Origin of the sequence: Paenibacillus montaniterrae (assembly GCF_018403185.1) — a bacterium.
In the GTDB taxonomy this organism is placed as follows: domain Bacteria; phylum Bacillota; class Bacilli; order Paenibacillales; family Paenibacillaceae; genus Pristimantibacillus; species Pristimantibacillus montaniterrae.
In genome coordinates this window covers 1,144,218-1,158,058 of sequence record NZ_BOSE01000001.1, presented here as the reverse complement: position 1 = coordinate 1,158,058, position 13,841 = coordinate 1,144,218, and the positions used below count along the sequence as shown (strand labels likewise).

Below are 13,841 nucleotides of genomic sequence, written 5' to 3'. Positions count from 1 at the left end.
AGAAAGCATTACGATTTAAAAAGCGACTGGAGGATGCTTTGCTCCGGAGCGCTGAAAAACGGAGAGGGTCGCCTTTAACATCGTAATGCAACCATAAAAAATTCCAATAAGAAAGCATTACGATTTAAAAAGCGACTGGAGGATGCTTAGCTCCGCAGCGTTGATGACGCTACACTCGCTTCGTAGCGTATTCAACAACAAAAAAGCTACAGCGGAGGAGCAAAGCATCCGAAAAACGGAGAGGGTCGCCTTTAACATCGTAATGCAACCATAAAAAATTCCAATAAGAAAGCATTACGATTTAAAAAGCGACTGGAGGATGCTTAGCTCCGGAGCACTGAAAAACGAAGAGTGTCGCCTTTAACATCGTAATGCAACCATAAAAAATTCCAATAAAGAAAGCATTACGATTTAAAAAGCGACTGAAGGATGCTTAGCTCCGGAGCGCTGAAATATTAATTTTGTTTTACATGGAATTGACAAAAGTGTTACACTAACGTTAAAAGCATTACTTATGTATTTAAAGTATGGAGGTCAAGCAATGTCAAATAGAATTTTGGTCATTGAGGACGAGCCTACGCTTTCCAGGCTGCTGTCGTACAATTTGACACAAGAGGGATATGACACAACCGTTGTAGAGCATGGCAGTGAAGGGCTTCAAACCGCATTGCAGGACAAATTCGATCTGATCATTCTCGATATTATGCTTCCTGGAATGAACGGCTTTGAAATCTTGAACCGGCTGCATCAAAATGGTGTTCGTACGCCCGTTATTATTTTGACAGCTCGTAATGCAGAAGAGGAAGTTGTACAGGGCTTGAAGCATGGCGCTGATGATTATATTACGAAGCCATTTGGTGTCGCAGAGCTGCTAGCTCGAGTTTCTGCTGTACTTAGGAGAACACAAAATGAAGCTCCAAAGCCAAACCTTTCCAGTGAAAAGGTTATACAAGCAGGAGAACTGTCGATATACCCTGAAAAATACGAGGTAAGTGTTAAGGGGCAACCGATTTCCTTGCGTCCGAAGGAGTTTGAGGTGCTGCTCTATCTCGTTCAGCGTCCTGGCATGGTTATTAGCCGCGACGATTTGATGAATGTGGTATGGGGATTTGATTATATTGGCGGTCAGCGTACGGTTGATGTTCACGTAAGCTCGCTTCGCAAGAAGCTGGAGCTAGAGCAGCAATCGGTACGAATTGAATCGATCCGCGGTGTTGGCTACAAGCTCGTCATGCCGAAAAAACTCGTAAGCCCTAACGGATAGGACTTGCGAGTTTTTTGTTTGCCGATTTATTCATTAACGATGCTCTTGCATACGTCAACCCAGCCTGCCGATGCTGAATAGGTCTCTAATTCATTTAAGGATAGTTTAACCGCACTATTGGCGCTTCCTCCGGCCGGATAAACGGTATCAAAGCGTTGAAGCGATAGATCAAGATAGACCGTCACGTTTTCGTTCGTGCCAAAGGGGCACACGCCACCTGGAGCGTGGCCGATATAAGCTTCCACTTGATCATAGGGAATCATTTTTGCCTTTTCATGAAAATGCTCTTTAAATTTCTTATTGTCAATCTTTACATCTCCAGCTGTTACGATCAGAATAGGCTGTTCCTTCAGCAAAAATGACATCGTTTTTGCAATGACCTCCGGTGCACAGCCAATAGCCATCGCTGCCTGCTCCACTGTTGCGCTCGATTGCTCCAGTTCTATTACGCGATGCGCAAGGTCAAACTGCTCAAAATAACGAACTACTTTTTCCAAAGCCATAATACGGTTCTCCTCATATACTATCTGGTCCTGAAATGCCGAGCTTTTTGAATACGTATTTTTAGTGCTCATGCGATTTCCATTGCAGCATTTTTTTCTGATATTGCTTGGGCGAGCAATCATTGTATTTTTTGAACATTTTATAAAAATGCGCCATGTTCGGCATACCGATTTTTTCGCCAATTTCCGTAATGCTTAAATCCTTAGTCAGCAGCAATCGCTCCGCGCGCTTTACTTTGCGATAATTTACATATTCTGTGAAAGATAAGCCGATTGATTTCTTAAAAAACTTAACAAAATAATAGTAGCTCATATTAGCAATTTGACAAACCTCTTCCACCGCAATTCGATCGGTCAGATGCTGCTCCACATAGTCGAGCACAGGCTTAAGCCTGATTTTGTCAAATGGGTCCTGCTCAGACAGCACCTTGCGACTGTCGTTGCGCAGCAGCAGCAGCAAAATCTGCTTGATCAAAATGCTGACGGCAATTTCGTAGCCGGGCTCCTTTTTGTCCGCTTCTCGCAGCATTGTACGGATGCAGCCTGACACCTCGTCCTGAATATGCGGACGATCCTTAAAAATATAGTTTGTCCGGCTTAGCGGCTCATGCGTTTCTGAAAAGTAACGCATATATGAAATCGAGCTTTGATCGAAGAAATGCTCCAGATCAAACTGAACAACGATATATTCCAAAGCAGTTGAGCAATAGTCGCGGTGCAGCTCGTATGCGCCCAAAATTGCAACATCATTTTTTACAAGCGAAATCATGTCAGCTTCCATATATAAATCAAGCTGTCCGTTTAGTACGAGCAGCAGCTCTAATTGCTTATGATAATGCCACTCCGTTCGCGTATTCGGCCCGCGGTGAGATTGGAAAATGCGTATGCTGAGCAAAGGATTGTCATACGGAACGATTTCATGAGTCGCCTCCATAAGCTTCCCTCCTGTAACGATATAAACCTCGTTAAATTTTAAAGCTTCTTAATCATTATATAACCAGCCGATCGATAAGCAAAATCATTTAATTTTTTACATAGTGTTAACATTTCAAACATACAAAATTAACAAACTATGATTACTATTATCTAGTAAGTCAATCCATAGCTATTGTACGAGATCATCATTAAGTTATAAACGTTCGCTTCATGATTTCAAATAAATTGACAAATGGCATTGCCTAAAAATGAGCATGCTATGATTAAACAGATTAATTGATTGCATACCGGCAGTTTTAATCCGCGAATCAATGGGATCTAGCATACTGATCATTGGATTTGGAGGAATTCGCATGACTACTATAATTGAAGCAAAGGATTTGAACCTTTTTTATTCGGAATTTCATGCCTTGAAGGGCGTTAATCTTACGATCCCGGAAAAGGCTGTTACAGCTTTTATTGGACCGTCCGGCTGCGGCAAATCAACGCTGCTGCGCACCTTGAATCGAATGAATGACATGATTGTAGGAACTCGCATTGAGGGCAAGCTAATAATTAATGATACAGATATTTATTCACAGGAAGTCGATGTGGAAACATTGCGCAAAAAGGTAGGCATGGTATTCCAACAGCCGAATCCGTTCCCTAAATCAATTTATGATAATGTTGCTTACGGGCCGCGCCTTCATGGCATTAAAAATAAGCAAAAGCTTGATGAGATTGTAGAAACAAGCCTTAAATCAGCAGCGCTTTGGGATGAGGTAAAGGATCATCTGAAGCGTTCAGCACTGTCGATTTCCGGCGGTCAGCAGCAGCGTCTATGCATTGCGCGTGCGCTTGCCGTAAACCCTGATATTTTGCTGATGGACGAGGCTACGTCTGCGCTCGATCCAATTTCTACCTTGAAAATTGAAGAGCTGGTGCAGGATTTGCGTGACAGATATACGATTGTTATGGTTACGCACAATATGCATCAAGCAGCACGCGTATCCAATCAAACAGTTTTTTTCCTAAATGGCGAAGTGGTGGAATATGATGATACCGAAAAGCTGTTTTCCAACCCGAGCGACAAGCGTACCGAAGATTATATAAGCGGTCGTTTCGGCTAAGAAATTAGTAGTTTGCACGCAGCATCAATAGGTAATGGCTGTAACATGAAAAGTTTGAGGAGGATGGCTAAACGATGACGCTTCGTAAAGATTTTGATCAAGGTCTTGAGCAACTGAACAAATGGCTGGTGGAAATGGGCGAGATGGTGGAGGTCGCAGTTGAAAAAGCGATCAACTCACTTAAGGAAAATAATCCAGAGCTTGCTGATGAAGTAATTGCTGATGATGTTCATGTTAATGATATGGAAGAGAAAATTTTGGAGCTAGGCTTGAAGCTGATTGCTACACAGCAGCCAGTTGCCAAAGACTTGCGCAGAATTATTGCTGCGTTCCGCATTGCCAATGATTTGGAGCGCATGGGTGATCTGGCGCTGGATATTGCGAAGGCCGTACACAGATTGCAGGGCGAGCCGTTGATTAAGCCTATTATCGACATTCCGCGCATGGGTGAAATTATCCGCAATATGACCTATGAGGCGATCCAAGCTTACGTCAACGAAAATGTTGATCTTGCCTACAAAATGGCAAAGGACGATGATCAGGTCGATGCCTTGTATGGTCAAATTACGCGCGAGCTGGTGCTGCTTATGATGGAAAATCCGCGCAACATAGCTCAAGCTCAAATATTAAGCTTTGTAGGTCGCTACATTGAGCGCTTTGGCGATCATGCAACTAATATTGGGGAGAGTGTTGTTTATCTGGTGACAGGCAAACGACCTGACCTAAACGCTTAAAGCGGATGTTCAAAAAAAATTTCTCATAAAGGACTTTCCCTGCTCCAGTATGATTAGGGAAGGTCCTTTTTGTGGTATCATAGAAGAGAGTAACAAGTTAATAGAATGAGGTGCAGCTTCATATGAAAAAATGGATGTTGATTGACGGGAATAGTATTACATATCGTGCGTTTTTTGCTATGCCGCCTCTGACGAATTCTTCAGGTATGCAGACGAATGCGATCTATGGATTTACGACGATGCTGTTGAAGCTGCTTGAAGAGCATAAGCCGACGCATATTATGGTTGCCTTTGATGCAGGAAAAACGAATTTTAGACATGAGCAATTTGAAGAATATAAGGCTGGCCGCCAGAAGACGCCGCCAGAGCTGTCTCAGCAATTTCCGTTGCTGAAGGATTTGATCTCGGCTTTCGGCATTGCCCAATATGAAATCGCCGGCTATGAAGCAGATGACATTATCGGAACCTTGACTGCCAAGGCCGATCAACAGGAAATTGAGACGCTCGTTATTTCAGGTGATAAGGATATGCTGCAGCTTGCCTCTTCCAACGTAACGATTGCCGTAACGCGCAAAGGCGTTAGCGAGGTAGAGCTGTATTCGCCTGCAACGATTGAAGAAAAATACGGACTAACGCCGCAGCAAATTATAGATTTGAAAGGTTTAATGGGAGATACCTCTGATAATATTCCGGGCGTGCCTGGTGTTGGAGAGAAAACAGCGCTTAAGCTGCTTCATCAGTTTCCTTCAGTTGAAGAGGTTATTGCCAACCTCGACGCACAAAAAGGCAAGCTGAAGGAGAATTTGACCAATCATCAGCAGTCTGCCTTAATGAGCAAGCAGCTTGCTACGATTTTCCGCGAGGTGCCGCTGGAGCTTACAGAGGAGGATATCGTCTACAACGGGTATGAGCCTGCCAAGCTAGCTGAGCAGCTCGCCAAGCTTGAATTTAAATCGCTGCTCGAGCGCCTTGACGTTACTGCGTCCAGTGGCTCAAGTGAAGCTGACGCCAAGCAGGCGCTTTCTGAGCTGACCATTCATCATCTGTCTGAGCAATCGCTTGATATATCCAAGCTAATGAGCGCTTTGGCTGAGGAAGATGCGAAGCACGGGCTATATATCGAAGCAATTGGAGAAAATCCTCACCATGCTTCATTGGAAGGAATTGCGATTGCAGTTGGCGATCAAGTGTATGTGATGCAGCACCACCTACTCGACACAGAAGAGCTTGCACCATTCAAGCAATGGCTGGCTGATGAATCTATACCAAAATACGGCTATGATCTGCATAAAGCTGAGCTTGTGCTGCATTGGCACGGCATTAAGCTGGGCGGCAGCTACTTCGATGTGCAGCTGGCTGCTTATTTGCTGGACCCTACCGACGGCAACCAACTGCTTCATACAATTGCTGAACGACACAGCTTGTATGGCTTGCCCTCGGATGATGAGGTGTATGGCAAAGGTGCAAAGCTGAAGCTGCCTGAGCAAAGCAAGCTGTTTGAGCATCTTGCTGTTAAAGCAAATATCGTGCGTCAGCTTGCGCCAAAGCTGGATGAAGAGCTGGAAAAAACGTCAATGCGTTCGCTTTATTACGATTTGGAAGGACCTCTGTCTCGCATCCTGGCTCGTATGGAGCAGCAGGGCATTAAGGTTGAGCGCGCTGAGCTTGAGCAGCAAGGTGTTGAGCTTGAAGCAGCGCTTAAGCACATTACTTCGGAAATTTATGAGCTTGCAGGCACAGAGTTCAAAATAAGCTCTCCCAAGCAGCTTGGCGAGGTGCTGTTTGAAAAGCTGGGGCTGCCAGCCAAGAAAAAGACGAAAACAGGATATTCGACTGATGCGGAGGTGCTGGAGGAGCTTGCTCCTTATCATCCGATCGTGCCTCATATTTTAAATTTCCGCCAGCTTGCCAAGCTGCAATCTACGTATATTGAAGGCTTGCTGAAGGAGGTTCGTGAGGAAACAGGGCATATTCATACCTATTATCGGCAAACGATCGCGGCAACAGGGCGCTTAAGCTCACAGTTTCCTAATCTGCAAAACATTCCGATTCGCTTGGAGGAAGGCCGCAAAATCCGCAAAGCATTTATTCCTTCTGAGCCGGGCTGGAGCATTTTGTCTGCCGACTACTCGCAAATTGAGCTGCGTGTGCTTGCCCATATTTCGGGTGATGAGCGCTTGAAGGATGCGTTTATTCATAACCATGACATCCATACGAAAACAGCAATGGACGTATTTGGCGTAACAGCCGATCAGGTAGACAGCAATATGCGCCGATCTGCAAAGGCTGTAAACTTCGGCATTGTATATGGTATAAGCGATTTTGGCTTGTCGCAAAACCTGGGCATTACGCGCAAGGAAGCTGCGCAGTTTATTGAGCAGTACTTCAGCGTGTTTCAAGGTGTTCGCAAATATATGGATGATATCATTGCTGAAGCGAAGGAAAAAGGCTATATTGTAACGCTGCTTGACCGTCGCCGCTATGTTCCGGATATTCATTCCTCGAACTATAATATACGCTCGTTTGCTGAACGAATCGCCATGAACACGCCAATTCAAGGCTCGGCAGCAGATATTATCAAGCTGGCGATGGTTCGCATGAATGATGAGCTGCAAAAGCGTGAGCTGTCAAGCCGCATGCTGCTGCAGGTTCATGACGAGCTCGTATTCGAGGTTCCGCCGCATGAGCTGGAGACGATGAAGCAGCTTGTGCCACAGGTGATGGCTGAGGCGATCAAGCTTGACGTGCCGCTTGTCGCTGATGTAAGCTATGGCGATAGCTGGTATGAAGCGAAGTAGCCGGCTAAGTAAGCAGGTTGAGGTGACAAAACATTGCCAGAATTACCAGAGGTAGAAACCGTAACTAGAACGCTAAGAGAGCTTGTCAAAGGAAAAACAATTCACGAGGTTCAGGTTCATCTTCCTAGAATTATTCAGCGTCCAGCAGAGATCGAGCAATTTTGCGCCGCGCTCGCTGGACATACGATTATAGATGTACTGCGTAGAGGCAAATTTATCCGCATTGTGCTGGACGGGCTGGTGCTCGTATCTCATTTGCGGATGGAAGGACGCTATGGCGTTTTTCGTCAGGATGAGCCAGTTGAAAAGCATACCCATGTCATCTTTTCATTTACAGACGGCACACAGCTTCGCTATAAGGATGTTCGCCAGTTCGGCACGATGCATTTGTTCAAGGAAGGCGAAGAGCTGAATGAGCTGCCTTTGAAAAAGCTTGGCGTCGAGCCGCTGTCCGAGCAATTTACAGCCGAGCTGCTGCGCAGCAAGCTGCAAAAGCGAAGCTCTAAAATAAAGCCGCTGCTGCTGAATCAAGAATTAATTGTAGGACTTGGGAATATTTATGTAGATGAAGCGCTGCATGTCGCTAAAATCCACCCTGAGCGCACGCCTGATTCATTGAGCAAGCAGGAGTGGAGCAAGCTGCACCAAGCGATTGTCGATACGCTGACTTCAGCAGTTGAAGCGGGCGGCTCATCTATTAAGTCATACGTAAATGGGCAAGGCGAAATGGGGATGTTCCAGCAGCAGCTGCTTGCTTACGGGCGTGAAAACCAGCCCTGCTCCAGCTGCGGTACGATGATCACCAAATTTGTCGTAGGAGGGCGGGGGACGCATATTTGCCCGCGCTGCCAGAAAGTCAAGTAGCCCGACTTTGATGACGATGCAATGCGTTGAAGCTAATTCGGTCCTGAAAGCCGGGCGTGTACTAGAAGCATTTTTTAAGCACGATTCTTCTTCCTGGCGCATATGATACGTTACGTTTGTAGGCATTTGTCTACAGCTTATCGTAGAGGTGCAGGAAGGAGAACGATTATGTTGTTTGCTCATTTCGCTTCTATGGCAGCATTAGCCATTGCCGTAAGTCTGGACAGCTTTGGAGTAGGGATCACCTATGGCTTAAGAAAAATTAAAATCCCGTTTATCTCGATTTTAATTATTGCTTGCTGCTCAGGCGGCGTAATCGGCATTTCGATGCAAGCAGGCGCATGGCTGTCCAATCATTTATCGCCCATAGCTGCCAGTCGAATTGGAGCGGGTATTCTCGTAATGATCGGAATTTGGGCTTTATATCAGTATTATCGGAGCATGAATGAACAAAGGGATGGAAAAAGCGAGGCTGAGGAAGCTGCGGATGTGAAAGCGGCAGCCGAGCCGAGTACGGACACTGACGAGCGGGTAAAGGAAGCGAGCGTATTTACAATAGAGCTGAAACGGCTCGGTCTCGTTATTCAAATTTTGCGCAAGCCGCAGACAGCTGATTTTGATGCTTCGGGCACGATATCAGCCTCAGAAGCGCTAATGCTGGGCATCGCGCTCTCGTTGGATGCTTTTGGAGCGGGGATCGCGGCTGCCTTGCTTGGGCTGCATGCGCTATATACTCCGATCGTAATCGCATTGTGCGGTGCTATCTTCTTAATTGGCGGAACGATGCTTGGACGTAAGCTGTCTCATCTGCCAATTGTCAATTATATTAGCGGTCTGCCAGGACTGTTATTGATTTTGCTTGGAATCATTAAATTTTTTTAAGAGGTGAATGCAATGCTGATCGGATTAACAGGCGGAATCGCTAGTGGGAAAAGTACAGTCAGCGCTTTATTTGTTAAGCATGGCGCATTGCTTGTTGATGCGGATCAGGTTGCGCGAGAAGTAGTAGAGCCAGGCGAGCCTGCTCTACTACAAATTATTGAGCAATTCGGAGAGCAGGTGCTGAATGCTGATGGCAGCTTGAATCGTCAGGCATTAGGTGCGCTTGTTTTTTCTGATGTGGACAAGCTTAAACAGCTTGAGCAAATTACCCATCCTGCGATTCGTGCCAGAATGCAGGAAAAATTCAAGCTGTACAAGCATCAGCAGCCTGATGCACTCATCATTGCGGACATTCCGTTATTGTATGAGACGAAGCAAACACACCTGTATGAAGGTATTGTTGTCGTTTACATACCTCGCTCCATGCAAATTGAACGTTTAATGAAGCGTAATCATTTAAGCGAGAAAGAGGCTGCCGACCGCATTGCGCTGCAAATGGATATAGAAGAAAAGAAAAAGCTGGCTGATTGGATTATAGATAATTCTTCAACACTTGAGCATACTGAGCAGCAGGTGATTGAGCTTGTAAAGAGGCTTCGTACGCGATGAAAAAGAAACGAATGCGAAGAAGATTGCTGCTGCTTATTATTATTGGCATTGTGACAGTTTTATTTATTCAATCGACATGGCTTAGTGAACGCTTATATCCTGTTAAATATCAGGAAATAATTGCAGAAAAGTCCAATAAGTACGAGGTAGATCCCCATCTGATCGCAGCCGTTATTAGAGTGGAGTCGAATTTTACGACGGGAAGAGAATCTCCTAAAGGTGCGATTGGCTTAATGCAGCTAATGCCAACGACGGCTGAATGGATTGTGGAACGTACCGAGATGAGGGCGATTTCGTCAGAAGAGCTGAAGTTTAATCCAGAGCTGAATATTGAGCTTGGTACTTGGTATTTAAAGCATTTGATGGAGCAGTTTGAAGGGGATATGATCATTTCCATAGCAGCCTACAATGCTGGGCCTGGCAATGTAAACAAATGGCTGAGTGAAAAAACATGGGATGGGCAATATGACACGGCTGATCAGATTCCATTTGGAGAGACGCGAAATTATGTCCACAAGGTTATATACTATTACAACAAGTACAAGGAGATTTATCCTACGCTATCTTGAGCGAGGCTGTCCAAGTCGATCTATTAGCTTGTCAACTTTGTCTGGACTGCACAACAGCAAAAATATTATAATATAAGTAAACTTTATCGGAACAGGAAACAATGAGACTGCTCTTCCACTAGGAAGAGCAGGCCCATTGCTTAATTTATTAAAGCTATACATTAACGTTGACCTGCTAGTGATTGTTCTGCGATTTGAACTAGGCGACGAGTAATGAATCCACCGATATAGCCAGTTTCCTTAGTAGTAACATTACCATAGTAGCCGTCTTGTGGGATCGCAATACCAAGCTCTTGAGCAACTTCAAATTTCATACGATCTAGAGCTGCTGCTGCTTGAGGGATAAGCAAGTTATTGCTATTGCTGTTGTTTTGTGACATGTTGTTTCACCTCCTTACGGTTGGTAAATGTATTATGTGCGATCTTCAATGTTTTATTACAGGAAACGATTGGTAAAAGAAAGGAGGAATACGATGAAGTGTCCTTACTGCGATTACTCCGGTACAAAGGTGCTTGATTCGCGTCCAGCCAATGAAAACAAGTCGATTCGCCGCCGCCGCGAATGCGAAAGCTGCAATCGACGCTTTACTACATTTGAGATGATTGAAGAGACTCCGCTCATCGTAATTAAAAAGGATGGCAGTCGTGAGGAATTTAGTCGAGACAAAATTCTTCGCGGCTTGATTCGAGCATGTGAGAAGCGTCCAGTACCTGTTGAGCGTCTGGAGGTTATCGTATCCGAGGTTGAAAAGGAGCTGCGTACAACTGCGCTTGCTGAGGTTGAAAGCAGTGATATAGGTGCAATCGTCATGAATCAGCTATATCCGGTAGATGAAGTGGCATATGTTCGATTTGCGTCCGTATACCGCCAATTCAAAGATATTGATATGTTCATGAAAGAGCTCAATATGCTGCTATCGAACTCCAACGTTCGCGGCACTGAAGAGAAGTAAAGAGGAAGAATGTCAAGGCTGCCAGCCTTTAAAACAAAAAAAGCTCCAGCGGAGGAGCAAAGCAATCTGAGAAAGCGAATGGATGATTGCTTTGCTCCGCAGCGCTGAAACATTATTTAGGCATGATTGTGACAGCGGCTTGCTTGCCACTAAGCTGAATGCCTGAAGCGGGTGTTCCATAAGGCTTTAAATCCTGAATAAGTTGCTGCAGCAGCTCCTTGGCGATTTGCCCTTGCTTGCCGCTTAGCTTTATGACCAATGAGACAGGATGACCGCTTGCCAGCAGCTTTTCGCATTGCTTCAGCTTCGTATCGTAATCATGCTGTTCAATGGCTGGCGTTAGACGAATTTCCTTTTCTTTTTTAGGCGTATTGTCATCAGCTTTTTTGATTTGAGCTTTCGCTTTCCCTCGTGCTATAAGCTGACACTGAGGCGGGCTTTTCATCATATTTACACATACAAGATCGGCTTGCTGTTCCTTTGCAAGCTGCAATGCCTTCTGTGTTGGAAGCTCTCCAATCAGGTTGCCTTCCAAATCGAGCAGCTCTACCTCGCTCGCTTTTATTTTTTCGTTCATAATTAATGCCATTCGTGCTTCTCCTTTATGTCTAATCGCTAAATATTGAGCATTTCCGTTAATATTTCCGGCTTGAGCAGCGTTAATTTCTTATTGCTCAAATCGACAAGCTCTTTATCCTGCAAGTCGATAATAATTTTGGATACGGTTTCGCGAGCAGCTCCTACTGTGTCAGCAAGCTGCTGATGTGTAATTTTTACGGGAATGACATAGCTGCCGTCCTCGCGCATTGTTCCAACCTCTTTGCCGAGCTCAAGCAGACGGCGAATAATTCGATTTTGCACATTGAGAAAGGTGAGATCGTAAATTTGATTGTTAGCTTTGCGCAATCTTTCCATTGTATAATTGAGCAGCAAAAACGGGACATTACGCTCCTTCTCAACGAGCCGCTGAAAATCAGCACGGTGCAAGGTGTAAGCTTTAACAGCAGTCAATGTTTCAGCAGTAGCAGACCGCGTCAGCCCAGGCTGCATTAATGCCATTTCACCGAAATATTCTCCTTTGGTCAAATACGCCAATGTAATTCGCTTTGCTTTATTAGAGGTATAAATGCTGACCATGCCTGATCTAATAAAGAAAATTTGGTTCCCCTCGTCACCTTCATGAAAAATAATTGAGCCCTTCCGATAGGATTCCTCGCGCATATACGGAACAAGCTGCTCGAGTAAACCTTGATCAAGATCTTTAAAGAAGGGAATGGCCGCTCTTAATTTGCTCGTATCGATACTATTCAAGGCTAATTCCTCACTCCAAATTTAAATTTTTGTAATCTTTGTTACTGATTGCAATGTGCAGTTTTGCTAATCTAATGGTGGGAGAAGGGAATAGATCAAGTATAAAGGAGGTTGGAACATCTTTAATTAATGATAACGATTCTAGAGTCGTTTATCAATCCATTAAGCTGAAAAATAAGGTACTTACGGGGAAGAGCTTTTTTTGCTGTTGGGAGGCGGCAAAAAAGGCTCTTTTCGTTGTCATAATAATAGGCAACCGTTATTATTAAATTAACACCTGCGAAAGGGATGGTTTTATGAAGCCTCTTGTATTTGTAGATCGACGATTGCCTGAAGATGTAAAGCACTATTTGGAGCAGCACTGTACCATTATAACGTGGAAGCCTGATGAAGCAAGATCGGAGCAAGCTTTGCTGCATTATTTGTCAGAGGCAGAAGGCTATTTTACGAGCGGCTCAATGAAAATCAATGACGCTCTGCTGGATGCGGCGCCTAAGCTGAAGGTAGTTAGCTCGATGAGCGTTGGTTATAACCATTTTGATCTTGCGGCGATGAAGGCGCGTCATATTATCGGAACACACACGCCGTATATTTTGGATGATACTGTTGCGGATCTTGTATTTGGACTAATGCTGAGCTGTTCTCGCCGCATTGCCGAGCTTGATCGATATATTCGCAATGGACAATGGCAAGGCAATGAAGGCCGAAAGCTGTTTGGTCTCGATGTGCATCATCGCAAGCTGGGCATTATTGGCATGGGGAGAATTGGCGAGGCTGTTGCCAAGCGTGCGCTGTATGGCTTTGATATGAAGGTGTCCTACTATGCGCGCTCACGCAAGCCTGAGCTGGAGCAAAGAATGGATGTATCCTATGAATCGCTTGATCAGCTGCTTGCCAGCTCTGATTTTATTGTACTGCTTACACCGTTGACGCCTGCTACGAAAGGACTAATCGGAGCAGAGCAGTTTTCAAGGATGCAGCAACATGCTATATTTATAAATGCATCAAGAGGAGCAACTGTGGACGAGCAAGCGCTTATTGAAGCATTGCAGACAGGAAAAATTGCAGGCGCAGGCTTGGATGTTTTTATGCAGGAGCCTTTGCCGCTCGATCATCCTTTCATGAAGCTTGATCAGGTTGTAATGACTCCTCATATCGGTTCGGCAACGGACGCGACACGACAGCAAATGGCGATGCTCGCTGCCCGCAATTTGGTCAATGCGCTGCAAGGCTCAGAAGATGTACATATTGTGCCCGAATTGAGACAATGACATCATTAACGAAATATATTTATGAAGAAGCAAGAGGG

Annotated in this window: 15 protein-coding genes; 10 read left to right on the top strand and 5 right to left on the bottom strand. The window is 44.9% G+C overall.

Annotation, left to right across the window (positions count from 1 at the left end; all coding sequences use genetic code 11):
* Positions 1-541 precede the first annotated feature (541 nt).
* On the top strand, positions 542-1,264 hold the full coding sequence (locus KJS52_RS05555) for a response regulator transcription factor (RefSeq protein WP_213513674.1): 723 nt from the start codon (positions 542-544) through the stop codon (positions 1,262-1,264).
* A gap of 26 nt (positions 1,265-1,290) precedes the next feature.
* Here KJS52_RS05555 and KJS52_RS05550 read toward each other — a convergent pair whose 3' ends face one another.
* Complete coding sequence (locus KJS52_RS05550) at positions 1,291-1,767, bottom strand: YbaK/EbsC family protein (protein WP_213513673.1); 477 nt, start codon at positions 1,765-1,767, stop codon at positions 1,291-1,293.
* Between the two features lie 61 nt (positions 1,768-1,828).
* A complete protein-coding gene (locus KJS52_RS05545) occupies positions 1,829-2,701 on the bottom strand; it encodes a helix-turn-helix transcriptional regulator (protein ID WP_213513672.1) in 873 nt (290 codons plus the stop codon).
* A gap of 355 nt (positions 2,702-3,056) precedes the next feature.
* On the opposite strand from KJS52_RS05545, the gene pstB reads away from it, so the two are divergent.
* The 7 genes from pstB to KJS52_RS05510 all read left to right on the top strand — a co-directional run bounded on the left by pstB (position 3,057) and on the right by KJS52_RS05510 (position 10,268).
* Complete coding sequence (pstB, locus tag KJS52_RS05540; RefSeq protein ID WP_213513671.1) at positions 3,057-3,812, top strand: phosphate ABC transporter ATP-binding protein PstB; 756 nt, start codon at positions 3,057-3,059, stop codon at positions 3,810-3,812.
* A gap of 74 nt (positions 3,813-3,886) precedes the next feature.
* Positions 3,887-4,546, top strand: coding sequence for a phosphate signaling complex protein PhoU (gene phoU / locus KJS52_RS05535; RefSeq protein ID WP_213513670.1), 660 nt, complete (start codon positions 3,887-3,889; stop codon positions 4,544-4,546).
* A 122-nt stretch (positions 4,547-4,668) separates the two neighbouring features.
* A complete protein-coding gene (polA, locus tag KJS52_RS05530; RefSeq protein WP_213513669.1) occupies positions 4,669-7,344 on the top strand; it encodes a DNA polymerase I in 2,676 nt (891 codons plus the stop codon).
* Between the two features lie 33 nt (positions 7,345-7,377).
* Positions 7,378-8,208, top strand: a complete 831-nt coding sequence (gene mutM, locus KJS52_RS05525) for a DNA-formamidopyrimidine glycosylase (RefSeq protein ID WP_213513668.1) — start codon at positions 7,378-7,380, stop codon at positions 8,206-8,208.
* A gap of 168 nt (positions 8,209-8,376) precedes the next feature.
* Positions 8,377-9,090 (top strand): MntP/YtaF family protein, encoded by a 714-nt coding sequence (locus KJS52_RS05520; protein WP_306433567.1) that lies wholly within the window; start codon positions 8,377-8,379, stop codon positions 9,088-9,090.
* Positions 9,091-9,102: 12 nt separating this feature from the next.
* Positions 9,103-9,699, top strand: coding sequence for a dephospho-CoA kinase (gene coaE, locus KJS52_RS05515; RefSeq protein ID WP_213513667.1), 597 nt, complete (start codon positions 9,103-9,105; stop codon positions 9,697-9,699).
* Positions 9,696-10,268 (top strand): lytic transglycosylase domain-containing protein, encoded by a 573-nt coding sequence (locus tag KJS52_RS05510; RefSeq protein WP_213513666.1) that lies wholly within the window; start codon positions 9,696-9,698, stop codon positions 10,266-10,268. Before coaE ends, KJS52_RS05510 begins: the two co-directional genes overlap by 4 nt.
* 161 nt (positions 10,269-10,429) lie before the next feature.
* Here the strand turns inward: KJS52_RS05510 and KJS52_RS05505 are convergent, their stop codons facing one another.
* Positions 10,430-10,648 (bottom strand): alpha/beta-type small acid-soluble spore protein, encoded by a 219-nt coding sequence (locus KJS52_RS05505; RefSeq protein ID WP_213513665.1) that lies wholly within the window; start codon positions 10,646-10,648, stop codon positions 10,430-10,432.
* A gap of 93 nt (positions 10,649-10,741) precedes the next feature.
* Between KJS52_RS05505 and nrdR the strand changes: the two genes are divergently transcribed.
* The gene (gene nrdR / locus KJS52_RS05500; RefSeq protein ID WP_213513664.1) at positions 10,742-11,221 is read left to right on the top strand and encodes a transcriptional regulator NrdR; all 480 of its coding nucleotides are present in this window, start codon (positions 10,742-10,744) and stop codon (positions 11,219-11,221) included.
* Between the two features lie 112 nt (positions 11,222-11,333).
* Here the strand turns inward: nrdR and infC are convergent, their stop codons facing one another.
* Positions 11,334-11,810 (bottom strand): translation initiation factor IF-3, encoded by a 477-nt coding sequence (infC, locus tag KJS52_RS05495; RefSeq protein ID WP_213513663.1) that lies wholly within the window; start codon positions 11,808-11,810, stop codon positions 11,334-11,336.
* A 26-nt stretch (positions 11,811-11,836) separates the two neighbouring features.
* The gene (locus tag KJS52_RS05490; protein WP_246563150.1) at positions 11,837-12,532 is read right to left on the bottom strand and encodes a Crp/Fnr family transcriptional regulator; all 696 of its coding nucleotides are present in this window, start codon (positions 12,530-12,532) and stop codon (positions 11,837-11,839) included.
* 296 nt (positions 12,533-12,828) lie between these two features.
* On the opposite strand from KJS52_RS05490, the gene KJS52_RS05485 reads away from it, so the two are divergent.
* Positions 12,829-13,803, top strand: coding sequence for a 2-hydroxyacid dehydrogenase (locus KJS52_RS05485; RefSeq protein ID WP_213513662.1), 975 nt, complete (start codon positions 12,829-12,831; stop codon positions 13,801-13,803).
* Positions 13,804-13,841: the final 38 nt, after the last annotated feature.

Bases quoted from the DNA above. Each gene is read 5' to 3' on its own strand.
- KJS52_RS05555 (WP_213513674.1), top strand. From the start codon at position 542: ATGTCAAATAGAATTTTGGTCATTGAGGACGAGCCTACGCTTTCCAGG.
- KJS52_RS05550 (WP_213513673.1), bottom strand. From the start codon at position 1,767: ATGGCTTTGGAAAAAGTAGTTCGTTATTTTGAGCAGTTTGACCTTGCG.
- KJS52_RS05545 (WP_213513672.1), bottom strand. From the start codon at position 2,701: ATGGAGGCGACTCATGAAATCGTTCCGTATGACAATCCTTTGCTCAGC.
- pstB (WP_213513671.1), top strand. From the start codon at position 3,057: ATGACTACTATAATTGAAGCAAAGGATTTGAACCTTTTTTATTCGGAA.
- phoU (WP_213513670.1), top strand. From the start codon at position 3,887: ATGACGCTTCGTAAAGATTTTGATCAAGGTCTTGAGCAACTGAACAAA.
- polA (WP_213513669.1), top strand. From the start codon at position 4,669: ATGAAAAAATGGATGTTGATTGACGGGAATAGTATTACATATCGTGCG.
- KJS52_RS05520 (WP_306433567.1), top strand. From the start codon at position 8,377: ATGTTGTTTGCTCATTTCGCTTCTATGGCAGCATTAGCCATTGCCGTA.
- coaE (WP_213513667.1), top strand. From the start codon at position 9,103: ATGCTGATCGGATTAACAGGCGGAATCGCTAGTGGGAAAAGTACAGTC.
- KJS52_RS05510 (WP_213513666.1), top strand. From the start codon at position 9,696: ATGAAAAAGAAACGAATGCGAAGAAGATTGCTGCTGCTTATTATTATT.
- KJS52_RS05505 (WP_213513665.1), bottom strand. From the start codon at position 10,648: ATGTCACAAAACAACAGCAATAGCAATAACTTGCTTATCCCTCAAGCA.
- nrdR (WP_213513664.1), top strand. From the start codon at position 10,742: ATGAAGTGTCCTTACTGCGATTACTCCGGTACAAAGGTGCTTGATTCG.
- infC (WP_213513663.1), bottom strand. From the start codon at position 11,810: ATGGCATTAATTATGAACGAAAAAATAAAAGCGAGCGAGGTAGAGCTG.
- KJS52_RS05485 (WP_213513662.1), top strand. From the start codon at position 12,829: ATGAAGCCTCTTGTATTTGTAGATCGACGATTGCCTGAAGATGTAAAG.